The organism is Porphyromonas sp. oral taxon 275, assembly GCF_018127745.1.
Classification (GTDB): domain Bacteria; phylum Bacteroidota; class Bacteroidia; order Bacteroidales; family Porphyromonadaceae; genus Porphyromonas.
Window position 1 is genome coordinate 1,973,173 of sequence record NZ_CP072333.1, and the last position, 26,019, is coordinate 1,999,191.

The 26,019-nt window shown below is 62.0% G+C and carries 18 protein-coding genes and 5 tRNA genes; 2 read left to right on the forward strand and 21 right to left on the reverse strand.

The window, feature by feature from the left end:
• Positions 1-3: 3 nt before the first annotated feature.
• The 13 genes from J4862_RS07955 to J4862_RS08015 form a co-directional block, all read right to left on the reverse strand.
• Positions 4-1,263 (reverse strand): DNA cytosine methyltransferase, encoded by a 1,260-nt coding sequence (locus tag J4862_RS07955; RefSeq protein WP_305792243.1) that lies wholly within the window; start codon positions 1,261-1,263, stop codon positions 4-6.
• Between the two features lie 34 nt (positions 1,264-1,297).
• On the reverse strand, positions 1,298-2,743 hold the full coding sequence (locus J4862_RS07960; protein WP_211788572.1) for a CCA tRNA nucleotidyltransferase: 1,446 nt from the start codon (positions 2,741-2,743) through the stop codon (positions 1,298-1,300).
• A 159-nt stretch (positions 2,744-2,902) separates the two neighbouring features.
• A complete protein-coding gene (locus tag J4862_RS07965; protein ID WP_211788573.1) occupies positions 2,903-4,768 on the reverse strand; it encodes an oxaloacetate decarboxylase in 1,866 nt (621 codons plus the stop codon).
• A gap of 31 nt (positions 4,769-4,799) precedes the next feature.
• On the reverse strand, positions 4,800-5,555 hold the full coding sequence (locus J4862_RS07970) for a 16S rRNA (uracil(1498)-N(3))-methyltransferase (protein ID WP_211788574.1): 756 nt from the start codon (positions 5,553-5,555) through the stop codon (positions 4,800-4,802).
• A gap of 924 nt (positions 5,556-6,479) precedes the next feature.
• On the reverse strand, positions 6,480-7,403 hold the full coding sequence (ribF, locus tag J4862_RS07975) for a riboflavin biosynthesis protein RibF (RefSeq protein WP_211788575.1): 924 nt from the start codon (positions 7,401-7,403) through the stop codon (positions 6,480-6,482).
• A complete protein-coding gene (locus J4862_RS07980; RefSeq protein WP_211788576.1) occupies positions 7,388-8,782 on the reverse strand; it encodes a murein hydrolase activator EnvC in 1,395 nt (464 codons plus the stop codon). The genes ribF and J4862_RS07980 overlap by 16 nt, the downstream gene beginning before the upstream one ends.
• Positions 8,779-9,645: a DUF4292 domain-containing protein gene (locus tag J4862_RS07985; RefSeq protein WP_211788577.1), complete on the reverse strand. Its 867-nt coding sequence runs from the start codon at positions 9,643-9,645 to the stop codon at positions 8,779-8,781. Before J4862_RS07985 ends, J4862_RS07980 begins: the two co-directional genes overlap by 4 nt.
• A complete protein-coding gene (locus tag J4862_RS07990; RefSeq protein ID WP_211788578.1) occupies positions 9,617-11,446 on the reverse strand; it encodes a tetratricopeptide repeat protein in 1,830 nt (609 codons plus the stop codon). The genes J4862_RS07985 and J4862_RS07990 overlap by 29 nt, the downstream gene beginning before the upstream one ends.
• A gap of 149 nt (positions 11,447-11,595) precedes the next feature.
• A tRNA-Glu gene (locus tag J4862_RS07995) sits at positions 11,596-11,670 on the reverse strand.
• Between the two features lie 44 nt (positions 11,671-11,714).
• Positions 11,715-11,969, reverse strand: coding sequence for a 30S ribosomal protein S20 (gene rpsT / locus J4862_RS08000; protein WP_211788579.1), 255 nt, complete (start codon positions 11,967-11,969; stop codon positions 11,715-11,717).
• A 28-nt stretch (positions 11,970-11,997) separates the two neighbouring features.
• Positions 11,998-12,069, reverse strand: a tRNA-Glu gene (locus J4862_RS08005).
• 598 nt (positions 12,070-12,667) lie between these two features.
• A tRNA-Pro gene (locus tag J4862_RS08010) sits at positions 12,668-12,742 on the reverse strand.
• A gap of 36 nt (positions 12,743-12,778) precedes the next feature.
• Positions 12,779-12,852, reverse strand: a tRNA-Asp gene (locus tag J4862_RS08015).
• Positions 12,853-13,350: 498 nt separating this feature from the next.
• On the opposite strand from J4862_RS08015, the gene J4862_RS08020 reads away from it, so the two are divergent.
• Both J4862_RS08020 and J4862_RS08025 read left to right on the forward strand, forming a co-directional pair.
• Positions 13,351-13,436: transfer RNA gene (locus tag J4862_RS08020), tRNA-Ser, on the forward strand.
• Positions 13,437-13,672: 236 nt separating this feature from the next.
• Positions 13,673-16,129 (forward strand): outer membrane beta-barrel protein, encoded by a 2,457-nt coding sequence (locus J4862_RS08025; RefSeq protein ID WP_211788580.1) that lies wholly within the window; start codon positions 13,673-13,675, stop codon positions 16,127-16,129.
• Positions 16,130-16,297: 168 nt separating this feature from the next.
• Here the strand turns inward: J4862_RS08025 and J4862_RS08030 are convergent, their stop codons facing one another.
• The 8 genes from J4862_RS08030 to J4862_RS08065 all read right to left on the reverse strand — a co-directional run bounded on the left by J4862_RS08030 (position 16,298) and on the right by J4862_RS08065 (position 26,018).
• Positions 16,298-17,104: an RNA methyltransferase gene (locus J4862_RS08030; RefSeq protein ID WP_211788581.1), complete on the reverse strand. Its 807-nt coding sequence runs from the start codon at positions 17,102-17,104 to the stop codon at positions 16,298-16,300.
• Positions 17,105-17,239: 135 nt separating this feature from the next.
• Positions 17,240-18,061: a GIN domain-containing protein gene (locus tag J4862_RS08035; RefSeq protein WP_211788582.1), complete on the reverse strand. Its 822-nt coding sequence runs from the start codon at positions 18,059-18,061 to the stop codon at positions 17,240-17,242.
• 1,311 nt (positions 18,062-19,372) lie between these two features.
• Positions 19,373-20,116: a DNA alkylation repair protein gene (locus J4862_RS08040; RefSeq protein WP_211788583.1), complete on the reverse strand. Its 744-nt coding sequence runs from the start codon at positions 20,114-20,116 to the stop codon at positions 19,373-19,375.
• A gap of 122 nt (positions 20,117-20,238) precedes the next feature.
• The gene (gene rodA, locus J4862_RS08045) at positions 20,239-21,705 is read right to left on the reverse strand and encodes a rod shape-determining protein RodA (protein WP_211788584.1); all 1,467 of its coding nucleotides are present in this window, start codon (positions 21,703-21,705) and stop codon (positions 20,239-20,241) included.
• Between the two features lie 6 nt (positions 21,706-21,711).
• Positions 21,712-23,571 (reverse strand): penicillin-binding protein 2, encoded by a 1,860-nt coding sequence (gene mrdA / locus J4862_RS08050; RefSeq protein WP_211788585.1) that lies wholly within the window; start codon positions 23,569-23,571, stop codon positions 21,712-21,714.
• Positions 23,572-23,575: 4 nt separating this feature from the next.
• Complete coding sequence (locus tag J4862_RS08055) at positions 23,576-24,091, reverse strand: rod shape-determining protein MreD (protein WP_211788586.1); 516 nt, start codon at positions 24,089-24,091, stop codon at positions 23,576-23,578.
• Positions 24,084-24,953, reverse strand: a complete 870-nt coding sequence (gene mreC, locus J4862_RS08060) for a rod shape-determining protein MreC (RefSeq protein WP_211788587.1) — start codon at positions 24,951-24,953, stop codon at positions 24,084-24,086. The genes J4862_RS08055 and mreC overlap by 8 nt, the downstream gene beginning before the upstream one ends.
• 45 nt (positions 24,954-24,998) lie before the next feature.
• On the reverse strand, positions 24,999-26,018 hold the full coding sequence (locus J4862_RS08065; RefSeq protein ID WP_211788588.1) for a rod shape-determining protein: 1,020 nt from the start codon (positions 26,016-26,018) through the stop codon (positions 24,999-25,001).
• Position 26,019 lies beyond the last annotated feature (1 nt).

The window sequence follows — 26,019 nt, forward strand, 5'->3', positions numbered from 1 at the left end:
TATTTATTCTGAAGCATAATTCATAATATCGATCTGCTTGAGCAGGGCAATCAGGACATCCACGACAATACTATTGCCAGCCTGCCGGTACATTTGGGTATCGCTAACAACCTGCCGAAAGCTATCCCTAAACCCCATTAAGCGTAAACACTCACGAGGAGTCAGCTTGCGAATTCGCCCAGTATGAGTAACATAATTATCTACGCCCGCACGATGCATTTTGTGCATAGATTGTAATAGAGGCCGAGCTACCTCTAAATCAGTCCGTATGGAAGTTCTGAAAGTCTTTGTCCCAGGAGAAAGAACATACTCCTTCACTTTATCTGAGAGATAGTATTTCTCCTCCACATCTCGAACATCAAATAAGAACTCATCAAACTCAGGTACAGCACGCTCATCAAACACAAAATCACCATGCCAATTGAACTGCTGATTTGCCTTTTGACATAGAGCGACCTCCCCATTAATTTGAGTATAACGCTTCAGGCGATTCTTGCTACTCGTAACAAACTTGACCCCCTTTTCTTGGAGAAAGTATCGGCTATCGATATAATCCTCAAGAAAATCCTGCATCCTTGTTTCAAGCTTAATGGGCGAAGGAAATGTGAATTCTGTAGAAGGATCGCGAAACCCCACGATAAAGATGCGCTCTCTATTCTGTGGAATCCCATAGTCCTTAGCATTCAATACTTGAGCGTAATAGCGATAGCCTAACTCATCAAAAGTAGCCTTAACCACCTCAAAGGTTCTTCCTTCATCGTGATTGGTCAGCCCCCTCACATTCTCGTAGATGAATACCTTAGGCTGTATTTCTGACACTAGGCGTGCAAACTCATAGAACAAAGTTCCCCTTGCATCTTCCATGCCTCGTCTTTTCCCCACAAGCGAGAAAGATTGGCAAGGACTTCCTCCAACAAATAGGTCTACCATGCCTTGAAATCGTCGTCCATCTATCTGCTTGACGTCATCAAACCAACGATCCTCTGTCATTGGATAATTAGCGAAATAACTCTTTCGGACAAAGGGGTCAATATCGCAAGCAAAGGTGAGTTCGGTCTCGAGGTTAAGACGATTGAACGCGTGCTCTATAGCTCCAATGCCGGAAAAGACAGTCGCCAATCGTAATCTCCGATTGGGATAGGACATTTGAGAATTAACCCAACTAGGATCAAATTCATCTCCATCAAACAACAGGTTGCAATCCGAGCAAGAAGCATCCTCGCAAGGAGGAATATAGGCGGTAGGGTATTCTACTACTGACATCCTAGCTTGTTGCTGATTCGATAATTGTTTCATATTACTGGGCGGTGAGGCCGAGCTTGGCGGCCTCGTGGAGCATGTAGGCGTGGGCGGCCTCGTACTCGTTGGGAATGGTACCCTCGAGGATGGCCTCCTTGATGGCGTCCTTGATGAGCCCCACCTCGCGGCAGGGGCTGAGGGCAAAGGTCTGCATGATCAGTTCGCCCGAGATGGGCGGCTGGAAGTTGCGTACTCGGTCCTTCTCCTCGATATCGGCGAGCTTCTGCCGCACGAGGCTGTAGTTGTCGAGGTACTTACGCACCTTCTGCGGGTTCTTGCTAGTGATGTCGGCCTCCACCAGGAGCATGAGGTCGTCGATATCATCCCCCGCCTCGAAGAGCAGGCGACGCACGGCCGAGTCCGTCACGCCCTCATCGACGAGCATGGCGGGGCGCATGTGCAGGTTCACCAGCTTCTCGACGTAGTGGAGCTTGGCATCCAGCGGCAGGCGTAGACGAGTGAAGATACGCTTGACCATCTTCATCCCCACGTAGTTGTGGTTGTGGAAGGTCCAGCCTAGGCGCTTGTCGAAGCGCTTGGTGCGCGGCTTACCGATGTCGTGCAGCAGCGCCGCCCACAGCAGCCACAGGTCCTCCTCGCGGCGCCCGCGAGCCGTGAGCGCCCGCGCTAAATTGTCTACGACCTTATAGGTATGGGTAAGGTTATCCTTGTGCCCTATGCCCTCGCGCGTCTCGGCGCCCTTCAGCTCCAGCAGCTCGGGGAAGACGAGGCCCATGAGCCCCGAGAGCTCGAAGAGCTCCAGCCCCACCGAGGGACGAGGCGAAAGCAGGATCTTGTTGAACTCCGTAGAGATGCGCTCGGCCGAGATGATGGCGATGCGCTCGGCATTGCGCCCTATGGCCGCGAAGATCTCGGGGTCGATGAAGAAGCCCAGCTGCGAGGCGAAGCGTAGCGCCCGCATCATGCGCAGCGGATCATCGCTGAAGGTCACATCGGGGTCCAGCGGCGTGCGCAGCGTCAGGTCCTCCATGTCCTCCAGCCCGTAGAAGGGGTCGACGAGCTCGCCGAAGCGCCCTTCATTGAGGCAGAGTGCCAGAGCATTGACGGTGAAGTCACGGCGCTGCTGGTCCTCCTCCAGCGTCCCGTCCTCGACGACGGGCTTGCGGCTATCGGGGCTGTAGCTCTCGCGGCGCGCACCGACGAACTCTAGCTCCAGCTCCCCCTGCTTGACCTGAGCCGTACCGAAGCGAGCAAAGACCGAGATGTGCGCCCCACGGCCTAGCCTCCGCGCTACGGCCTCCGCTAGGTCGATCCCCCGCCCCACGGAGACGATGTCTATATCCTTGGAGGGGCGACGCAGGAAGAGGTCACGCACGTAGCCGCCCACGACATAGGCCTCGACGCCTAGTTCGTCAGCTGCCTGACCTATGAGATGGAAGAGGGGGGTGTCGATCTTGTCCTTTACTAGGGCTTCATCAAGCATCTTGTACTTCAGATTTTGTTTGCCGCAAAGATACGGCTTTTCGGGCAGCCCTAGCTACCGCGGGGCGGGCCTCAGCAAGCGCCTAGAGGGGCTCGCAGGGACGCTAGGCATCCCCGCGAGCCCCTCTAGGGCTTCGTAATCGTATGGTCTAGGTGAGGCTTACTTCTCGCCGCGGCGCTTGCGCAGCACGTGGCGTACCTCCTCGAGCTTCTCGACGCGCTTGAGCTGCTCGCTCTCACACTCGACGAAGAGCTCCTCCTTCTCGGCGGGACGGACGTAGGCTAGGGCCTCACCCTTGCGGACGTTGGCGCCCTGAGCCGTGACCTCGGAGAGGCGACCCGTGAAGTTGGAGTACACAGGCTCGAAGTAGCCTGCCGTCGTCTGGATGTAGCAGAGGGGCTCACCCGTCTTGATGTAGGTGCCGAGGGCTGGGGCCGTAGAGTAGTCCTCGGGGTCTACCTCCCAGATGATCTGACCGGAGGCAGGGGCCTCGATAGGCTCGGTACCCTGACGCTTGACCTTGAGGGCATCCTCGGGGCTGTAGCCCTTCTTGACGAGGGCGTCGGTCTTAGCCTTGTCCAGCTCTGCCTGGAAGCGCTCCTTAGCCGCACCACTCTTGTAGTCGCGGTACTGGCTCTCGTGCATGGCGAATTCGAAGAGCTCTTCGTCGTCCTCGCCCAGCTCCCAGCCGTTCTCTACCATCTCGGCGCGGAACTTATCCAGCGCATCGGGGTAGTTGAGCTGAGGGTCCTCGGTGGTGAACTCGAAGCCCTTGCTGGCAGCCAGCTCGACGATCTCGGGATCGAGCTTGCCCGGCAGGCGACCCGACTTGCCGAGGATCATACCCCAGGTATTGTTGTCGATCGCCTCCCAGCGGCCCTTGCCGATGGTGAGGTTGTAGACGTTCATCAGCGCGACGTTCTTGACGTACTGGCTGAAGGGCGTCACCAGTGGGGGATACCCGAGGCGAGGCCATACGTAGGCGACTTCGTCGAAGAGGCGCACCAGGAGGTCGTCGACGCTCAGCTCGGGCTCACCCTTCTTGCGCAGGTGCATGTTGATCCCAGCGTGCACGCCCTTGAGGTCAGCCATCATCGAGCCCATCATACCACCAGGCAGACCGCAGCCTACGAGCAGCGAGGACATGAGGAGGTTGGAGGGGTTGATGAAGTAGCCGAGGAAGTCGTCGATGAACTCCTGCGTCAGGGCACGTGCCTTCATGTAGGCATCCATGTTGATGTCGGCGACCTTGAAGCCCGCATCGATGAGCATCTCACGGATGGTGATGACGTCTGGGTGGATCTTACCCCAGGACAGCGGCTCGATAGCTACGTCGACGATGTCGGCACCATTACGGCAGACCTCCAGCATAGAGGCGACGGAGAAGCCAGGGCCCGTGTGGCCGTGGTACTCGATGATGACCTCGGGGTGCTTGGTCTTGATGGCCTTGACCAGACGACCGAGGAAGGCGGGACGCCCTACCCCAGCCATGTCCTTGAGACAGATCTCGGGGGCGCCTGCGGCGATGAACTGATCGGCTAGGTCGGCATAGTACTCTACCGTGTGCACGGGCGAGTGCGTGATACAGAGCGTAGCCTGGGGGATCATGCCCGCCTCCTTGGCGTAGGTGATGGAGGGGATGACGTTGCGCGGGTCGTTAAGCCCGTCGAAGATACGCGTGATGTCTACGCCCTGCGCCTTCTTGACCTTATACATCAGGCGACGCACGTCAGCGGGCACGGGGAACATACGCAGACCATTCAGACCACGGTCGAGCATGTGCGTCTGGATACCTGCCTCGTTGAGGGGCTTGGTGAAGGCGCGCACGGCCTTATTGGGGTTCTCGCCGTAGAGGAGGTTGACCTGCTCGAAGGCACCGCCGTTGGTCTCGACGCGGGCGAAGCAGCCCATCTCGACGAAGACAGGAGCGATACGCTCGAGCTGATCCTTACGTGGCTGATACTTACCCGAGGACTGCCACATGTCGCGGTAGATCAGGCTGAACTTGATTTCTCTCTGTTCCATAAGAGTTGATCGATTGATAAGGTATGTATAGTTATTCTTGTCTCGTGGTAGTGCTCTGGGCCGATCGGTCCATCTGGTCGAGGGTGTGCAGCCACTGTAGGGCCACCAGCCCCGCCGTCTCCGTGCGTAGGCGACTCTCCCCAAGGGTAATGGGCTGATAGCCGCGCTCGAAGGCGCGCTGCAGCTCCTCCTCGGTGAAGTCCCCCTCAGGGCCTATCGCCAGCAGCGTATCCGCCCCCGCCTGCCAGCAGTCGGAGATGAGGCGCCGCGCGGGCTGCAGCTCCGCGCGGCAGTGGGCGATGAGCTTGACAGCCGCGGGATGCTCCTCTAGGAGCTCGGCGAAGGGTACGTCCACACGCAGCTCGGGCAGCCAGGCCTTGTGGCTCTGCTTCATGGCGCTCTCGATGATACGCTCTAGGCGCGCCACGTTGGTATGCTTGCGCTCGGAGTGCTTCACCCGAAGGAGGATGAGCTCATCCACGCCGAGCTCGACGGCCTTCTCCAGCGTCCACTCGATGCGCTCCATGCTCTTGGTCGGGGCTAGGGCCAGCGTCAGACGGCCGCGCCAATAGGGCTGCCAGCGCTCCTCATGCATCAGCTCCACCAGGCAGTGGCGCCTGTCGGTAGCCGTCACCCGCAGCTCGTAGAGCGCGCCACGGCCGTCGGTGGCCAGCAGCTCGTCCCCAGGCCTGACGCGTAGCACGCGCAGCGCATGCTGCGCCTCCGCCTCGGGCAGGGCCAGCTGCTCCTTCACATCAGGGGCATAGAAGAGGGGCCAATCCTTCATGTTCGTTTCCTATCCGTTTACTCTACCAAAGTTAAGCCTTTTATCTCGAACAAGGGGCATGTCATGGAAAGAATTCCGTAATTGCCCCAGCCTACCCTCCACCTGCGCAAAAACCTGCTCACATCGAGCAAAAGTGCGCAAGAGAAGGGCGCTCCCCCTAGCCCTGCAAAGCCCCGCATCCACAAGCCTCACGAACCCCAGCAAGCAAGGCCGAAAGGCCCTCCTCCCCACCTCCGCCCGCCGCCTCACGGGGGGGGGCCGCGGTGGGTCCCACGCTCCCCACGAAGCAAGCCCGACAAAGCCACACGCCAGAGGCAAGCGAAGCCTCAGCCGAACTCACCCCAAGCTCCGCTCCACCAAGCTCCGCCGCAGACAGCAGCCGACCCAAGGGAGCGAGCAAGGCGACCCACAGGCTCGCAGCACCCCCGCGAGCACCGAGCGCGCCTCGTGAGGGATATCTATCAGCGCGTTGAGGGACGCCAGTCAGGCCGCTGAGGGATATCAGTCAGAGCGCCGAGGGATATCCCTCAGCCGACCGAGACAGAGCCGTCACTACCCTAGGGGACACAAGAGGCCACGAGTACCGAGTGCGGCGGGCAGCATGCTGAGCGACATCTACTGCATCCACAAGTATAGCACTCAGCATAAGGAGCGCCCCGCCCGAGCTTGACAACCAAGTCGCCAGCACGCGCACAAGCCTACCCTTCCCCGCTCCCGCACAGACCCAACACTGCATCCCGAAAGGCTGTACAGAGGCAACAAGGCCTAAGCGCAAGGACTAGCACAAGCAACGCGGCGGCGCGACAGACACTATACGTTCCACGTGGAACATCAAGCCTCGGACAGGGGTAAACATAAAGCAAGGCGGGCGGACGTTCCACGTGGAACATACGCCCGCCTTGCTCAGGGACCACAGAAATAAAACTAAGGATGCGCTGCGAGATAGGCGCGCGTCTCGTCGGCATAGACCGAGAGCGCCGTCTTGAGTTCGTCGAGCGAAGCGAAGCGCCGCTCGGGAGCCAAGCGACTCAGCAGCTCGACGCGCAGCTCCGCCCCGTAGATCTCGGCATCGAAGTCAAAGAGGTGTACTTCGATGGAGGGCTCCAGATCGCCGCCCAGCGTAGGGCGCGAACCGAGATAGAGCATACCGCCCCGCTCGGGCACGAAGTGCGTCGACCCGGGGAGGCTATACACGCGGCAGGCATAGACACCTGCAGGAGGCAGCAGCTGCAGGGGGTCAAGGCGCTGGAGGTTCGCTGTCGGGAAGCCCAGACGACGGCCGAGACGCTGACCAGAAACCACCACGCCACTGCAGCTATGCGGGCGACCCAGGAGCTCCCTAGCCTCCTCCATCGCACCCTCGGTGATGGCGCGGCGGATAGCGGACGAACTGATCGGCCGCTCATCGCCGTAGAGCAGCGCCACATCACGCAGCAGGGTGATGCCACAGTCCGCGGCGAGCGCTTCGTACTCCTCGGGGCTCAGCTGACGCCCGTCCGAGCCGAAGCGATGATCATAGCCCAGGAAGAGGTGTGTCACCCCGTAGTCCGTCGCTAGGTGGCGCAGGTATTCCCCTGCCGTGCGTGCTGCGAGCTCGCGGGTAAAGAGCTCTACCTCGACCTCGTCCACGCCTGCGGCGTAGATATAGGCCATGTTCTCGGCCAGCGGCAGGAGATGCGGCGGGGCGGCCTCGGGGCGTAGCAGTTCGGCAGGATGCGGGTCAAAGGTCAGGACGAGCGTACGCCCTCCGAGCTTGCGAGCAAAGGCCTGCATGCGCACGAAGAGCTGCTGGTGCCCGCGATGTATCCCGTCGAAGCTGCCGAGGGTAGCGACTAGCGCCTGATCCATGAGAGCGGGTTGAGCTTGGTGCGTTCGTGCCACAGCTGGAAGTGCAGCAGCCTATCGGCAGAGCCGTCGGGGGCCGCGCCTATAGCGCCCAGCGCTTGCCCCGTAGCGACACGCGCACCCTGGGAGACGGAGACGCTGCTGAGGTTGGCATAGACGGTCAGATAGTTCCCGTGGCGCAGGATAATGGAGGTGCCGTAGCCGGGGATGACAAAGATGCGGCTCACCACGCCCGAGAAGACGGCGTAGGCTTGGCCCGCTGAGCGGAGGCCGAAGTCCACCCCACTGCTCGATACCTGCACGCGGCTATGCTGGCTATGCTGGTGCACGCCGAAGGTGCGGAGCAGCGAATAAGCGCCGCGGATAGGTGCTGGGAGGCGCCCCTTGTTCTGCTCGAAGGAGGAGGCCAGCGCGCGCTCATTGGCATCCATAGCATAGCCTCCTGGGGTCGCAGCACGGCGTGGCTCATCGCCTAGATCCTCCTGCTGCCTGGGGCGCTCTACGGGCTGCTCGGCGGGCTGAGACTGCCCTGGCTTATCGCGAGGGATCGTGGGGCGCGCGGCGCGCTGGGCAGCCTCGCGGCGGCGACGCGCCTCCTCCTGACGGCGGCGCTGAGCCTCGGCACGCTGCTGGGCAGCGCGTATCTCGGCCTCGACCTGCTGCTGGATGCGGCGGTCGAGCTCCTCGGCACGCTGGCGCTGCTTGGAGAGATCCTGCGCGAGCTGCTGCTGCTGCCCCTTGAGCTCCTTGACGGAGGCCTGCTGCTGCTGCTCCTGGCTCTCGAGCTTCTTCTGCTCCTGGACGCGGAGGCTCAGGAGCTGCTCCTTCGCAGCATGGGTGCGCCCTACCTCCTGCTTGGTATGCTCGATGCGGCTACGCGTATCTCTTAGCCCCTCTGAGGCTCGGCGCACGGCGGAGACATAGCGGCTGAGGAAGCGCTGACGCTCACGCGCCTGATTGGGAGAGGAAGAGGAGAGCACGAAGATCATCGGGTCGATATGCGCGTCGATACGCTGCAGCTGCCTCAGCGCCTCGCTATAGCGCTGTAGGAAGCCAGACTCCTCGCGGTGCAGCTCGGAGATACGCCCCGTGAGGGAGCCGATCTGCTGCTCGAGACCCGAGATCTCACTGCCGAGGACGCTGACCACCTGCTTGCGCTGGGCGACCTGCTCCTGCACGAGCCTCAGCGAGCGCTCCTGCTGCTTGGTGCTCTTACGTAGCTCCTGCAGCTTGCGGTCCGAGGCGGCGATGTTCTTCAGGAGCTGCTTACGCTCCTGCTCCAGGCGGCGTAGCGTACGCGACTGCTGCGCTTCAGCGAGGCTCGGCATAGCCAAGAGAAGCGCGAGACCTAGGACGAGACTAGGTATAGGGCGGTGCATCATAGCTTGGAAAGGAGCTTAACCAGCTCGGCGAGCTCTATGCGCTCGTAGCTGGGCTTTATCTTTATGGTGAGGTCAGGCAGGGCGCCCTCGTGGGGGCTCAGGCCCGACCAGTTGAGGCTAAACTTGCTCTCGCCTTCGCCTGCGCTACGCTGCACCACGATGGTCGTCGTATAAGGTAGCCCGCGCTGTATGCTCTCCGCGCTGTAGCCATAGCGAGCCGTGACGAGCGGAGTCGCGTGCATGGTGCTCTGGTAGTAGCGTGCCTCGGAGAGCCCCCATCTATTGAGCTCCATGTGGAGCATGTGCTTGTCGCGATCGAGGAAGACCGCCATGGCCCCCCGCCCCATCGGGCGGAAGGTCTCAAGCCGCATGCTGCCCTTCCCGAGGTTAGGCTTGGCCAGCAGCAGATACTCTACATCCTCGTAGCTGAGGGGGAAGCCCAAGAGCCGCGAGAGCTCCGCGAAGCTCGCCTGAGCATAGCGCCCGTGCATGCGGTCGATGACGGTGACCCCTTCGGGGGTGAGCCATACGCGTGCGGCCTCCACCAGCGGGAAGGGGACGACGGACCAGTAGATGGTCTGCCCCTTGACGATCGTAGCGTTGATGCGCGTCGTCAGCGACTGTGCCCCGAGCTGTAGCTCGGCATCAAGTGCACCGCGCAGGACGGAGGCGTAGGGTGCCTCCCCCGCGATCTGCGCCTCTAGTGTGCTCTGCGTGGGACCCCAGGCGTCGACAGCAACGACTTGGTAGTCCTCCTCGCTGGAGCTCGTAGTACGGATGATGCCACAGCTGGAGAGGGTGAGGAGCCCGAGGGCTAGGGCAAGGGGCTTAGCGCTAGGGGCGCTGGATCTTCTTCTTTGCATCGTTGATCTTCTTTTTGAGTGTGGGGAGGGAGGCGCGCAGCTCCTCGGCCTGGGAGGCCTCGAGCTCAGGGTCGGCGAGCTTCTTCTGAGAGGTCTCCTCAGCGAGCCTCCAGTAGCGCTCCGCCTCAGCCCAATCAGCCTCCGCAGCTAGGATATCACCCATGTGCTCGTACATGTCGGCCGAGGCGCTCTCCCCTGCCTCATCGAGGGCCTTACGCTGGTAGAGCTTCGCCAGCGTATAGTTCTTGAGGCGGAGATAAATGTAAGCGTAGGTATCGAGGATGTGGGGGGCCTTGGGGCTGAGCTTGACGGCTTGCCCCGCCAGACGCTCGGCCTTGTCGAGCTCCTGCCCAGCCTTCGCTAGACGATAGGCATAGTTATTCAGCACCTCGGGGTCGGAGTCGTAGGCGGCGAGTGCTGCCTCGTAGTATTCATTGGCCTTGGCACGCTCTTCCTTCGTTCCCGAGGCATAGAGGTCGGCCAGCAGCCCTAGGATGCGCCCTGGGCCTATGCCTGTCTTGGGCTCGACCTCCTGGCAGGCACGCTCCAGCGCTACGCGCGCCTCCTCGCGCTTGCCTGCAGTATAGAGCTCGGAGGCCGCTGTGATATGGTAGCGCCAGTCGGTGGGGACGTGTCGGAGTGCTTCGCTAGCCACACGGCCGATCAGCGCCTCATCCTCGAACCCTACGGCGTCCTGGAAGTATTCGTCCCACAGCCAGGGCTCGTCAGCGCGCTGCTTGGACGCGGGCTCCAGGAGGGCTATGGCCTCGCGGTAGCGCTCCTTGTAGCGCAGCAGCCGCACGTAGTACTGCAGCGCCGCCTTAGGATCGAGCTTCACGAGCTGCTCCACATAGGGGAGGTACTGATCCTGCAGCAGGGCGTTCTCCGCCTCCTGCTGGCTGGAGGAGACGAGCGCCCAGAGCTGGAGCTTCTCCACGGTGAGGAGCGTTGTATCCTGATTGACGCTCGCTAGGAGCCGCTCGGCATCGGCATACTTCTTACGGTCAAGTGCCTGGTGCACGCGTAGGACAACGGCATCGACAGGCTTGAGGTAGCCCTGACGCTGCTTGTCCTTGAGGAACTTATCGAAGGAGCTGTCCAGCCTGCGATTGATGAGGTAGAGGCCGTAGTCATAGTTCGCAGCGCGGTCATCAGGGAAGAGCTCGAGACGTCGGTAGTGCTCGTCGAAGATGTGACTCCCCTCCCCCGCCATCCTCTGCAGCTGGATCTTCATCTGCGTGACCTGCCCGTAGGCGTCGACGTTGCGCTTGAAGCGCTCCTGCAGCTCACCGCAGAGCTCGATGGCCTTCTTTAGGTCTCCCGAGCGCGCGTAGAGCTGTACGAGGCGGTAGCGCATATCATCATTGTCAGGGTCAGCCTTAGCTAGCTGCTCGGTGATACGCAGGGCATCCTGCAGGCGCTCGCGGCTGAAATAGGCGGAGGCAAGCGCCTGGCCATACTCGCGACGACTGCTATCGGCACGATAGGCGAGCTCGAGCAGCGGCAGACTCTCCGACTCACGGCCGAGGTCAGCGGCCACACGCCCGAGCAGATAGGCGATGTCGCCATCCTCAGGGGCCAATGCATGGGCGTGGCGCAGCAGCTGATAGGCCGAGTGCGGCTGATCCGCGCTACGCGCCAGCACCGCCTGATAGTAGTACTCGGTGGCCTTCGCGAGGCTGTCCTCACGCGCTGCCGACTGGGGCTGCTGGGCACGAGCCTGGAGCCCCTGCCCCACTAGGAGCCCTAGCCCCAGCACGCAGAGGAGGCCTATTTTCTTAGCATCCGTCCTTGACTTCATATTATCCTTAACGTCTTAGATCTCTAGACTTGTACCTCTGGTTTGCCTGCCTTGGGAAAGGCCCTGCGGCCTATCCTACCCAGCCCCTTGCCAGTGTATGCGATCAAAAAAGCAATAGCGCCAACCCCGTATGGAGCTGGCGCTACGTGTGGTAGTCCATAGGAGAATCGAACTCCTCTTTCAAGGATGAAAACCTTGCGTCCTAACCGATAGACGAATGGACCGCCTGTTCTGCCCTCACTCCTAGGAGCTGGCAGCGTGATGTCTCTTAGCCGAGGCGAGCGATCTGACGAGCGAGCTTGCTCTTCAGGTTAGCAGCCTTGTTCTTGTGGATGATGTTCTTGCCGGCGAGGCGGTCAAGCATAGAGCTAAGCTGTGGCAGTGCCGCACGTGCCTCTGCCGCATCCGTCAGAGCACGGAAGCGACGAACCGCGTTACGCATGGTCTTTGCGTAGTAGCGATTGTGCAGACGACGAGCGTTAGTCTGACGAATTCTCTTGATCGATGACTTATGATTTGCCATTTCTTAATTCTTCTCTTGTTTGTTCTTGTAGCCCATAGGAGAATCGAACTCCTCTTTCAAGGATGAAAACCTTGCGTCCTAACCGATAGACGAATGGGCCGACCTAGTGGCAAGCGCACCCCTAAGGGCTCACTTGCGAGTGCAAAGTTAAGACAAATAATTGAATCTACAAATTGCCTGCAGAAATTCCCCGCACAGGGCGGCCCCCCTCCCCCTTGCCCCGCAGCTCCGTCCCCTCTATCCCCTCAGCACCGCGCCTCCTAATCCCTCACCACTCCTTTCGCCCATCCTCCCCCACCCGCACAGCCAAGGCAGGCCGCCTCTGAGGGATACCCGTCAGCCCTCTGAGGGACGTCCGTGGGCGCCGCGACTGATATCACTCAGCGCGCTCCGACACTACTAGGAGGGCGGCGCGAGCTAGAGGCGAGGATAGTTAAGGAATAGGCGTCCAAAGGAAACAGCCCCGTGCTGCGCTTCCCGAGCCCCGCTCTGAGCGGGCCTGCTACTTAGCCCAAGCCAAGCCCCACCTTAGCCTCTCCCCCCAGCCAGTAAGTGCGAAGGCCACCCGCGGACGCGTACCTATTATATAGTCGTGGGCAAGTGGCCGAGCTTTTGCCCCCCAAGCCACAAAGGCACAAAAACAAGAAGTCCGACCCTCCAGCGGAAGATCGGACTTATTGATGTCGCTTGTATGATCGTCGGGATACCAGGATTCGAACCTGGGACCCCCTGCTCCCAAAGCAGGTGCGCTAACCGGACTGCGCTACATCCCGAGTTGTCCAGAGGAGCGGCGGCTCATTGCTGAGCGGCGGTATGGACGGGACTCGAACCCGCGACCCCCTGCGTGACAGGCAGGTATTCTAACCAGCTGAACTACCACACCGAGTGCATGTCGCTGCCTCTTGACGGCTGCAAAGATAGCACTAATTTTCTTTTTCGCAAAGCTACTCCCTCAGCCTCACCCCTCTAGCCCCTACGCCCCGAGGCCCTTACGCCCGAAGCATTCCGCCGCTCTCCTACCCGCCCTAAGGACATTCAGCATAGCCTCCCCCGCACGTAGCCTTCCCCGCTCAGCCAGCTGAGTCCATCGCCCTAGCACACCCTCGCCTAAGGAACCCCTCGCTGACCGATAGCTATCAACGCCGTGAGGGCTATCAGTCGGACGGCTGAGGGACGTCAGTCAGCGCCGTGAGGGATATCCTTCACGGAGCCTCACGGATAAGGGGGACGAAGCTCAAAACAAAGGGAGACACTACAGCAAGACAAGTCAAGCAGCCCTACAGGCCAAAGCATCCGCAAGTCGCTGTGTTTATGTAATTGTCCGAGCTGACGTATCCGTGCAGCACGGAGGACATGACTACCCGTGCGGTCGTGCTCCATCGGAGAGATGGTAGAGTGGTCGATTGCGGCGGTCTTGAAAACCGTTGAGGTGAGAGCCTCCGGGGGTTCGAATCCCTCTCTCTCGCGAGGGAAGATCCTTCAGCGGCGTAGCTGAGGGGCCTTTCGTGGAAATAGGAAGCGTCGTGACTTTGAGGAGTCGCGACGCTTTTTTTGGGGGGGGGGGAGGAACGGAAGGGCAAGGCGGCGGAGCTCAGCGCTTTGGCGTACTTTTGTTTGGGCGCGGCTGGGAGCTCGGTAGGAGCGGAGTCAGAGGGCGCGCAAGCAAAAGAAGGAAACACCCACAACGACCGGAGGACATCACGATGAATAGACTTATACTCAGCCTGCTCCTACTGGGGCTCGGCATCAGCTACGGGCTCAGCGCGAGCGCTCAGACCAAACTCAGTAGCGCACAGACGAAGATCAGCAGCAGCGCTCAGACGAAGATCAGCAGTAGCGCACAGGCGAAGCTCAGCGGCAGGGTGCTCGACGAGCAGCGCAAGGGCGTAGAGGCAGCTATCGTGCTGCTTATTACTTCGCCCGACAGCATGCTGGTAGCCTCGACGCTGACCGACAGTCTGGGGCGCTTCTCCCTATCGGCGCGTCCGGGCGACTTCGTTCTCTGTGTCCGCAACCTCGGCTATAAGGAGGCTAGGCGCAGCCTGCGCCTCGAGAGCTCCGAACGGCTGGGCGACATCCTGCTGGAGCCCGAGGCGCAGGCTCTGGAGAAGGTCGTCGTCACGGCGCGCAGGTCCCGTCCGCTCACCACCGTCACGCAGGGCAAAATCCAGCTCCACGTGGCGCAGTCCTACCTCAGTGACCTGGGCAGCGCGCTGGACGTCCTGAAGCACGCCCCCGGCATCACCGTCAGCAGCAAGGGCGAGATCTCGCTGGCGACGATCGGCGGGACGGCCCTCTACGTCAATGGCAAGAAGCTGATGCTGCAGGGCGAGGAGCGTGCGGCCTTCCTTCGCACCCTCTCCTCCTCCAAGATCGCCCGTATCGAGAGCTCCCCCAGCCCCAATGCGAGCTTCGGTACCGACGGTGCGGGAGGCATCATCAACATCATCCTCAAGGCCACGGAGGGCGAAGGCTTCTTCCTCTCGACCTCCCACAGCGCAGCCTACTGGGAGAACCTTAGGCAAAGCTCGGACTTCGCCCTCTCCTACAACAGGAGCAAGTGGCAGCTGGGGCTCAACTACAGCCACAGCATCGGCCACCACGCCATGGACTACGGCTACGAGAAGCTGCAGGGGGGTGATCGCAGCGTCTCGACGACGATCGACACCGATAAGCGCAATACCTACACGGCGGGACTAGACTTCGCCTGGCAGCTGAGCCCGAGGAGCCAGCTCTCCGTCAGCAGCTCCGTCAGCCTACTGGCTGGCCCCGGCCTCACAGAGACGAGCACCGAGCTCTACAAGGGGGAGCACACGCTCACGGGTATCCTCAAGGCACGTAATGACTATGTCAAGCAGCAGACCCTGCGCTACAGTCATAGCGCGAACTACCGCTACAGCCCCTCCGAGCAGCAGCAACTCTCCCTCTCGGCCGACTGGACGCACTTCGACGGCACGGCACGCTGCGAGCAGCCCAACGACTACTATTCTCCCTCCCACACGCTCCTGCGGTCGGAGCTCTTCTACTCGCAGCCCGAGAAGGAGATCGACATCTACGCGCTGCTGGCGGACTACAAGTACGCCCCCAGCGCACGGAGCGAGCTCCTCTCGGGGCTCAAGGGCTCGCTCATCAAGAGCGGGAATAGCTTCGTCTTCACCCGCAATGGGCTCCTCGACCCCCAGCGCTCCAACCGCTTCTACTACGATGAGGCGAACCTCGAGGCCTACACACAGTACACCCACTCCTGGGATCGGCTCGAGCTCAGCGCAGGCCTACGCCTGGAGTACATGCACACCCTCGGCAGGCTCCGCGCCCACAGCCCTCAGGGATCCGAGGAGCACCGCGGCGGGCGGCTGCGCCTCTTCCCCAACCTCAGCCTCAGCTATACGCAGCCCTCGGGGGGAAAGCTCAGCCTCCTCTACAGCCAACGGCAGGACAAGCCCCGCTACGAGGATCTCAACCCCTTCGAATACCTCCTCGACGAGTTCTCCTACTGGAAGGGAAACCCCTTCCTCCGCCCTCAGACGAGTGATAAAATCCTCCTCAGCTACAGCCTCCGAAGCCTCTCACTCAGCCTCTACTACACGCGGCTGGAGGACTACTTCACTGGGATCACCGATGCTCTGGGGCAGGACAAGACCATCATGACGACCAAGAACATCGGCCGTCAGCAGCAGGCGGGGCTCGAGGTCATATACTCGAGACGCCTCACCCCCTGGTGGGACTTCAGCGCCAATGTGGGCCTCTACTACTTTGTCAACCGCCTAGACTATGAGCACTACCAGCAGACCTATCAGCGCCCCTCCTGCTCCCTCTCGGCGAGCAACAGCCTCCTGCTGCCCCTCGGGCTTAACCTAGAGCTCTCGGGGCGCTACCACTCCGCGCGCCAGGGTGGGAGCTATGAGCTGAGTAAGCCCACAGGCAGCATCGACCTCGGTCTGAATCGCAGCTGGCAAGGCGGACGGCTACGTCTAGCGCTCCTCCTGACCGACCTCCTGCACAGCGAGCGCTGGGACAGCTACGGGACGAAGGACGCCCTCAGCCTCTCCTCCTGGGGTAATGGCGAGAGCCGCAAGCTCATCCTTCGGCTCAGCTACAGCCTCGGCAAGCAGAAGTACCCCAAGCAGGAGCAGAAGCTCGAGGAGGTCAATAGACTCTAGCCCCAAGCCTCGGGCACGAAGCCTGCAGCCTCAAGATACGACAGCGCCCCCCAGCCGTGGCTGAGGGGCGCTGTCGTGCTTGGTCCCTCACGCAAAGGCGTAAGGAAGGAGCAAACTAGGTAGGGGGCTAGATAAAGCGCAGCGCAGCGCTGAGGCCAAGGCGGCTGCTTAGCGCCGCAGGCGCAGCTCCCAGATGGCGACAGCGGCGGCCGCGGCCACGTTGAGCGAATCCACCTCGTGTGCCATGGGGATGCGTACGACGAGGTCCGCCCCCGAGATCGTCTCTGGGGCAAGGCCGTCGCCCTCCGTGCCGAGGATGAGCGCCAGACGCTCAGGCTCAAGTAGGCGCGGATCGCCCAGCTCGAGCGCATCCTCACGGAGGGCCATCGCTACCGTGGTGAAGCCATAGTCTCGCAGCTGCGCCAGCGGGGGCGTGATCCAGCACCAGGGCACGAGGAAGGTAGCACCCATAGAGACGCGCGCCGATCGCCGCGTGAGCGGGTCACAGGCGCCAGGGGTCAGCAGCACGGCATCCACCCCAAGGGCTGCGGCGGAGCGGAAGATCGCCCCGACATTGGTACTATCCACTACCCCATCGATGACGACCACGCGACGCGCCGTCCCCAGCAGGGTCTCTAGCGCGGGCGGCTCGGGGCGACGCATCGCTGCCAGCACGCCCCGCGTGAGAGTATAGCCCGTGAGCCCCGCCAGCAGTGCACGTGCCCCTGTATAGACGGGAATTGTGCCACAGCGCTCGATGAGGGAGGCCGCGTCGCCCGTGATGTGCCGCTCCTCGGTCAGGAGCGCTATAGGGCTGTAGCCCGCGTCGAGCGCTCGGTGGATGACCTTGGGACTCTCGGCGATGAAGACACCCTGCCCGCCGAGCTCCTGCTGGCGCAGCTGGGCCTCCGTCAGCGAGGCGAAGAGGGCGAGCTCGGGGTACTCGTCGAGCGAAGTAATGGGGATAATGGGCATAGGCCTAGAGTTAGGGGGAGAACGTAGGGCTAAGGAAGCTGTCAAGGCTGCCGCCTCCTAGACAAGCGCGAGCCCCACTGCTCGGAGGCTGGAGCTAAGCCTAGGGGGGCAGGAGCTGTGCTATCCTAAGGGGGCTTAGTGCGCCGAGACGCTGCTGGCGCCCGTCACCGAGCGCTCGCCGAGGACGGGACGCCCGCGGTAGCTGAGGCGCGAGGCCCCCGAGAGGGCATAGCTGAGGGCCTCCATCTCGCCGATATGCGCTGTCGAGGCACCGCTCAGCTCCGCCGAGACGACGCGGCCCTGGAGCTCGGGAGCCTTGAGCGTGCTGGCGCCCTTGAGCTCCAGCTTGAGGTCATCGACGTGGCCCTCGAGGCGCAGCGTGCTCGCGCCCTCGAGCTCCAGCTGGCAGGCCTCATCCACAGACACCCGCCCCGAGGCTACGCTGGCGCCCGCGGAGGAGAAGAGGAACTTGCCCGCACTGAGCCGCAGCCCTGTGAGCGTCGAGGCGCCCGAGAGGATCAGCCTAAGGCTCGGCGTCGTGATGCTATCGACGAGCTGCGCCCTCGCCGAGGAGCCGAGTTCGAGCCCGCGTAGGCTCGTCACCCAGACCTCCGCCTTGGCGCCCTTGCGCGACCAGCGCCCGAGGAAGCGGCCGAAGCCCGTCTGCTCCCTGCGCGAGGTGATGAGCAGCGCCCTACCATCGGTGCGCAACTCCAGCTCGCGCCGTACCTGCTCGGGCATCTCGGGGTCGAAGACGATGGCCGTGCGCTCCCCGACGTGCACCTTGACATCGATGGGGAAGTCTACGATGAGCGCTTCGCAGTCGGGCAGCGCCGTGCTGTCGACCTTGGTGAAGCCTAGGTGTGAGGAGCTCAGGCGGCAGGACGAGAGAGAGAGTAGCGAGAGGGTCAGGACGAGCAGCAGGCTCGCTGGAGGTAGGGAGTACTTGGTGTTCATAGTCGTAATCTATTAGCTGGGGTCATCTAGCTCAAAGGTAGCACATTCTCCTAAACCGCGCCTCGAGGGCAGGCAGAGGCAGGCTGCAGTAGTAGCTCTAGCCGCACATCACGGAGGCCGGTAGCGGAGGTGAAAGCCCCTAAGGGTCGCCCCTGTAGGGCTCTGTACTTACTTACGCTACCACACCCAGGGTTTGGTCGCCCCTGCAGGGCTACGCACCCTGGGCTTTGAAAGGGGTCGCCCCTATAGGGGCTCTACCTTGTCAAAGGTGAGCTGGCCTGCGAGGCATCAGCAGAGCGTAAGGAGGTGAAAGCACCAGCAAGGCGGCCCTTCCAAAGGATAGCAGCAGTGGCGTAAGCCCCAGCGGGGCGACCCGTCCAAAGCCCAGGGTGAGGGAACGCTGTAGGCGTGACGGAACCCTGGGTCCAGCCCCACTTACACTAAAAAGCCCTACAGGGGCGACTCATCAAACAAGCTAGGCAAGCCACGGCTGTTCTGTGGGTCGCCCCTGTAGGGCTCTGTACTTACTTACGCTACCACACCCAGGGTTTGGTCGCCCCTGCAGGGCTACGCACCCTGGACTTTGATAGGGATCGCCCCTATAGGGGCTCTACCTTGTCAGAGGAGAGCTGGCCTGCGAGGCATCAGCAGAGCGTAAGGAGGTGAAAGCACCAGCAAGGCGGCCCTTCCAAAGGATAGCAGCAGTGGCGTAAGCCCCAGCGGGGCGACCCTTCCAAAGCCCAGGGTGAGGGAACGCTGTAGGCGTGACGGAACCCTGGGTCCAGCCCCACTTACACTAAAAAGCCCTACAGGGGCGACCCATCAAACAAGCTAGGCAAGCCACGGCTGTTCTGAGGGTCGCCCCTGTAGGGCTCTGTACTTACTTACGCTACCACACCCAGGGTTTGGTCGCCCCTACAGGGCTACGCACCCTGGGCTTTGAAAGGGGTCGCCCCTATAGGGGCTTTCCCTTGTCAGAGGAGAGCTGGCCGGCGAGGCCTAAGCGGAGCGGCGGAATAGGGGGAGGGGCTGTAAGGGACATACGTGCTGCGTGTGAGAGGATCAGTAAGGCAGGCTGAGAGATATCAGTCAGCGTGCTGAGGGACGTACGTGGTGCGTGTGAGAGGATCAGTAAGGCAGGCTAAGGGATATCCCTCAGCGGGCTGAGGGACGTCCATGGCACGCGTGAGGGGTATCAGTCGGGTAGGCTGAGGGGTATCAGTCAGAGCGCCGAGACGAGGGAGGCCGCTCACGGCGGTGCATCCCTTAGCCCGCTCCGCCTGTAGGCTCAGCGCGCTAGGAGATACGGGGCTAGTCCTTCGGCAGGGGGACACGCAGCGCTGCCAGCCGTCGCTTCTCCTCGGAGGAGCAGCGCAGCGACTCGCGGATCTTCTGCAGCGCCTTGTTGTGTACCCAGGGGGCGAAGCGGCGCTCCGAGAGATAGGGCTCCGTGACCTCAGGGTAGCGCACATAGCACTCGGCGATGGCCCACGCGAGCCCCATACGCACATAGTAGCCCTCGTGGCGTACCGTGAGGTAGCGCTCCAGGAGCTCGGCCACGTGCTCTGCATCGACGAAGTACTGCATCAGGACGACAATGCCGAAGCGCAGCGGATACTCCTCCTCCCGCTCTAGGTAGGAGGTGAGGAAGCGCCACAGCTGTTCACTATGCTCCGCCACCAGCCGCTTCCCACCAGCGAAGGTGAAGGTATCACAGACCGACCAGGAGTTGATCCGCTCCACCCAGCGCGCCACATGCTGGAGGTAGGGCTCTAGCGCGCCCACGGGGATCTGCCCGAGGACGAGCCCGTGCAGGATGCGTGCCTCCATGAAGTCCTCAGTCTCGGAGCGGGCGCCCGCCTCAGCCTCCGCGAGGTAGCGCTCCCAGTCGGGCTGCTTAGCAATCCGCCTGGCCAGCGCTCTGAGGTCAGGGATACGGAGCCCGAGCACCCCTGGGATGCCTGGGTGCAGGCGCTCGGCGAAGGGCTTATTGGCGCGCCCCGTGAGGCGGAGGAGCTGCTCGGTGATGGTCAGCCCGTCGATCGTATAGGACATAGGGATAGGTGGGATTAAGGTAGTAGTCTTAGGGAAAGGCTTCCCCCGCCCGCTGGAGCGCGAGGTCGGGGGCGGCTTCGGAGCGGCTCGCACAGCCCTCGGGAGTCCGCGAGGGGGCGCCTCTAGGCTCGGCGCATCGTACGCCGCGCGTCGATGCCGAGGAAGATGAAGAGCAGGAAGGTGAAGCCCCAGAGCGAGCTCCCCCCATAGCTGAAGAAGGGCAGCGGGATACCGATCACGGGCACCAGCCCCAGCACCATACCGACGTTGATGAAGAGGTGGAAGAGGAAAATCGAGGCCACACAATAGCCGTAGACACGGCCGAAGTGCGTCACCTGACGCTCTGCCAGCGCGAGGATGCGCAGGATGAAGGCACCGTAGAAGAGCAGCAGCAGCGAGGAGCCGACGAAGCCCGATTCCTCGCCCACGGTGCAGAAGATGAAGTCCGTCTCCTGCTCGGGCACGTAGTTCAGCTTGGTCTGCGTGCCCTTGAGAAAGCCCTTACCCGTCAGCCCTCCCGAGCCGATGGCGATCTTGGACTGGTCGACATTGTAGCCCTTGCCCTTGAGGTCACTCTCAATACCCAGGGCGATCTTGATACGCACCTGCTGGTGGGGCTGCAGGATCTCATCGAAGACGTAGCCCACCGAGTAGAAGAAGCCCATCGATCCGAGGGCAAAGAGGGCCATCATCACATAGCGCAGCAGGTAGTCCCTCAGCGCTAGATAGAGCAGCCCGAGCACACCCAGCACCAGCATCCCCAGCGCTACGTAGGCCCAGTCGAAGCTCACGAAGAAGCTGATGAGCATACAGACGAAGTACACGCCCAGCATCCCCAGCGCCCCGTAGCGTAGCCAACGCCAGCGCTCGCGCCCCTTGCCATAGACGGCGTAGAGCACGCCCGTGAAGATCAAGATCGCATTACAGACGAAGAAGAGATCGGCCTGCGTCTCCCCGCCCCACAGCGTGTCCTCGAAGATCAGCGCCCCGATGAAGTAGACCGCCGCCGAGAAGCTCAGCCCCATAAAGAGCCCGGAGAAGCCTTCGCGGAAGAGCGCCAGGAAGAGGGCGAAGAAGACCAGCGCCGAGCCCGTCTCCTGCTGCAGCAGGATCAGCAGCACGGGGAAGAGCACCAGCCCGAAGAGCTTGAGGTAGCTGCGTATGGACTTGATCTCGAACTCGTACTGATTACACAGCCAGGCCAGCATCAGCGCTGTGGCGACCTTGGCAAACTCTGCGGGCTGTAGGCGCACAGGCCCCAGCACCAGCCACGAGCGGGATCCCTTGATGTCGGGGGCTATGACGATAGTCACCATCAGCAGGAGCATCATCGCCCCATAGAAGAGCGGCGCCCCCACCTCGTAGATATCGGTATCGAGCGAGAGGACGGCGAAGCCCAGTACCAGCCCGAGCCCCATCCAGAGGAGCTGCATCAGGGGGCGGCTGCCTGGGGAGAGAAGCTGCTCGGTCTCGAAGTTGTACGAGGCCCCGCAGATGGAGAGCCATCCGAAGAAGATCAGCATGAGGTACATGGCGATGCTCACCCAGTCGATGGACTGCAGCAAGCCGCCCGAGGGACGTCTGCTCATAGCGCGCTATAGATCGTTGAGGTAGGAGATGCTGCGGTGCTCCATCTGCGAGGCTATGGCCTCACCAGCACCCGAGAGCTTGCCCCCACGTAGGTAGTACTCCATCATCACACGGCCGATAGGTACGCCGTAGTGCGCCCCGAAGCCCCCATTCTCCACATAGACCGAGACGGCGATGCGGGGACGCGAGCGGGGGGCAAAGCCGATGAAGGCCGAGTGATCCTTACCGTGCGGGTTCTCGGCCGTACCCGTCTTACCGCAGACCTCGACTTGGCCAGGGGCGAAGTTGGCCGCGCGGCAGGTACCGCCCGTGACGGCCTGCGCCATCCCCTGCACGATATACTCCCAGTGCTCGGGCGAGATGCCCGACTGCTGGCGCTGCGTGTACATCGTGTCCAGGCGCTGGCCCGAGATGTGGCGCACCAGATGGGGACGGACGTAGCTGCCACGATTGGCGATGATGGCCGCAAGGTTGGCGATCTGTAGCGGCGTGGCGAGCACTTCGCCCTGCCCGATGGAGATGGAGATGATGGTAGAGGAATTCCAGCGTCCCTTATAGGCCTTGTCGTAGACGCTGCTATTGGGGATGTAGCCGCGCTTCTCCCCTGGGAGGTCTACGCCGAGGCGGTAGCCGTAGCCGAGGCGCACGATGCGCTCCTTCCAGTGCTCGAGGGCGACCTCTACACTCGGATAGCGCTTGCGGTCGTCTAGGAGGAAGTGCATCCCCCAGCAGAAGTAGGCGTTGCAGGAGGTAGCCAGTGCTGGGACGAGCGAGATAGGCGAGCCGTGGGGGTGGCACTTAGGCTTCCCACCGAGGCGCGGATAGCCGCCGTAGCAGCTGAGAGGTGTAGAGGGGGAGAGGACGCCTTCGGCTAGGAAGATCGCCCCTTGTGCGGGCTTGAAGGTCGAGCCCGGGGGGTAGTTACCCTGTATGGCACGGTTCAGGAGCGGCTTCCCGTAGCTCTCCTCGAGCATACGGTGGTTACTGCCCTTGTCCTTACCTGCCAGCAGCGCGGGGTCATAGTTCGGCGCCGTGACCATAGCCAGCACCTCGCCCGTCTCGGGCTCGATGGCGACGATGGCGCCGCGCTTGCCACGCATCATGCGCTCGCCGAGGGCTTGGAGCCCCGCGTCTATAGATAGGGTGAGGTCGCGGCCAGGGACGGGGGCCTTGTCATGCGTCCCGCCATCGAGGCGCCCCTGGATACGGCCGCGGGCATCGCGGTAGAAGATCTCTTGCCCCTTCTCCCCACGCAGCACCTCATCATAGGTACGCTCCACGCCGCTACGCCCGACGAAGTCGCCCGACATGATGGCACTGTCGCGCTCGAGGTCGGCCGTGGAGGCCTCGGACATATAGCCCAGCAGATGGGCGCCGTTGTGGTAATCGTACTGACGTATCGTGCGGGAGCGGACGGAGAAGCCGGGGAACTTATACAGCTGCTCCTCGAAGCGGCCCACATCCTCGGGCTCGAGCTGCGAGAGCAGCACCTGCGGCGTGTAGGGATTGTAGCCGCGGTTGATACTGCGGTCTCGGACGGCAGCCAGGCGCGCTACGATCTCCTCGCGCGGCAGGCCCAGCGTCGAGGCTAGCAGCGTCGTATCGAGCTTGTCCTTAGCCTGATGCATCACGACCATGAGGTCGTAGATGGGGCGGTTCGCCACCAGCAGCTGCCCGTAGCGATCATAGATCACCCCGCGGGCTGGGATGGTGGAGAGGATGTAGTAGGCGTTGTTCTCGGCACGACGTTTGTAGTCGTTGCTAGCGACCTGAAGGAAGAAGAGCCGCATGACGAAGACCCCGACGATGACGACCGTCAGTAGGGGGAGCAGCAGGCGACGCTTGTAGAGTTCGTCACTGACCATAGGCCTAGCTACGGTGCGGCGGCTCGGTGCCGAAGAAGAAGAGGAGGATCAGCCCGATCAGCCAGCTCAGGCCATAGCCTGCGGCGAAGCTAAGCAGGACATAGGGATCGCGGTGCAGCGTCGCCCCCACCAGAAGGTAGAGCGCTAGGTGATGGATGAGCAGTAGGAGACTCATCAGGATGATCGCCCCGCTGCGCAGCGTGCCGTAGAGAGGCAGAGCCGAGGGCGGCGTCTCCCTGTCCGTGAGCGCCTGCAGTAGGGGGTAGCGGACGAAGGCCGCCAACGTCATCGCCGCAGCATGAATCCCAGGCGTGAGCCCCAGCACATCGATGGCGCCACCGATGGCAAAGCCGAGGATGGGCAGGAGGCTACGATTGGCCCCAATGGGCAGCAGCATCAAGACGAAGGGATAGACGAAGGGCGTCGCTACGCGGAAGAGCTCCACGGGACTGAGTACCCAGACCTGCACCGCGATCAGGAGCAGGCTCATCAGGACGAAGCGTAGGTAGCTGCTATTCATTCGTCGCAATAGAGTCCTCTAGGGCCTTGACCTCTCGCGAGGGCTTGGCGAGGATGACGTAGACGTAGCGCAGCGACTGGAAGTCCGTCGCCAGGCGCACCGTGTAGTTGGCGAAGATGCCCGCGGCGCCCTTAGTGCGTACGGGCTTGGCATCGGCTACCGTCCCCACCATCATCCCCTCGGGGAAGAGGTAGGAATAGCCGCTGGTCATGATCGTGTCGCCCTTCTGAGGCCGCGCATGAGGCGGTACGCCCGAGAGGACGGCAGCATTGTCGTTGGGATTGGTCGGTGCCGTGAGCGTCCCGCTGACGGACTGCCCGCGCAGGGTGCAGGAGAGGCGGATCTTGGGGTTGAGCACGGGGATGACCAGGGCGTAGTGGCTGCTCGTGGCCATCACGGCCCCGACGACGCCGGTGCTGCTCATCACGCCCATATCGGTCTCGATGCCGTCGGCCGAGCCCTTGTTGATCGTGTAGTAGACCTCGCCGGTACGCGTCACCCTATTGACGACACGCGCCACCACGACGGCTCCCGAGCTCATCGGGAGGCTATCGGTGACGTGCAGATGCGGCAGCGTGCCGTGGGCCTCAGCATCCTGCATCTGGCGTGAGAGCAGGGTGTAGCTATGGCGCAGCTGGGCGTTCTCCAGGAGCAGGCGCTCGTTGGAGGCCCTGAGATCCATGTAGCTCCAGGCCTCGGTCATCCACTCGTTGAGCTGCCCCACCACGCGGCTCGTGGCGTACCACGCTATGCTCCGTGCATAGACCGAGCCGCTCAGCACACAGGTCAGAGCGATCACCTCCAGTAGGATGAAGACGAACCAATGCCGATAGCGCTTGAGGAACTCGAGGATCTGCTGCACGGGGCGTGGTAGCTGGGCTAAGCTCGGAGGCTCGTGGCGAGCCGCCTAGCGGAAGAGGAAGTTGAAGTTATGGATGTTCTTCAGCGCGATCCCGGTACCGATAGCGACGGAGTGGAGCGGGTTCTCAGCGATCTGGAAGTTGAGCCCGAAGCGCTTGCTCAGGCGCTTGTCCAGCCCGCGCAGCAGTGCCCCACCACCGGTAAGGACGACCCCATTGGCGACGATATCGGCATAGAGCTCGGGCGGAGTAGCCTCCAGCGAACGCAGGATAGCGCTCTCGATCTTGGCGATCGAGGCATCCAGGCACTGGCAGATCTCGTGGTAGTTGACGTCCACCTTGCGGGGCAGCGTGTCCATCATGTTGGCTCCCCATACGGTGAAGGGCTCGGGCTCCTCGTCGAGCTCCTCATAGACGGCGCCGACGCGTATCTTGATCTGCTCTGCCGTACGCTCCCCGACCTTGATCTGATGGGTGTCGCGCATGTGGTCGATGATGTCCTGCGTGAGCTCATCGCCTGCGGTATCGATGGACTGATCCTCTACGATACCCCCTAGCGAGATGACGGCGATCTCCGTCGTCCCGCCACCAATATCCACAATCATATGCCCCTCGGGTGCCAGCACATCGATGCCGACGCCGATAGCAGCAGCCATAGGCTCGTAGATCATATAGATGTCACGGGCCTCGGCGCGCTCGCTGGAGTCACGCACGGCACGTATCTCGACCTCCGTGCTGCCTGAGGGGATACAGACGACCATACGCAGCGTGGGCTTGTGCCAAGGGCGGCGGGGCACGATCATACGGATCATGCCACGGATCATGTGCTCGGCAGCGTCGAAGTCCGCGATCACGCCCTCACGTAGGGGACGGATGGTGCGGATGTTGGAGTTGCCCTTCTCGTACATCTCGCGCGCCTTGGTCCCGACGGCGATCATCTCACCGGTGCGGTTGTCGAAGGCCACGACAGAGGGCTCGTCGAGGACGATCTTGTCATCCTTGACGATAATCGTATTGGCTGTGCCAAGGTCCATGGCCAGCTCTTGGCGGAAGGAGAATAATCCCATT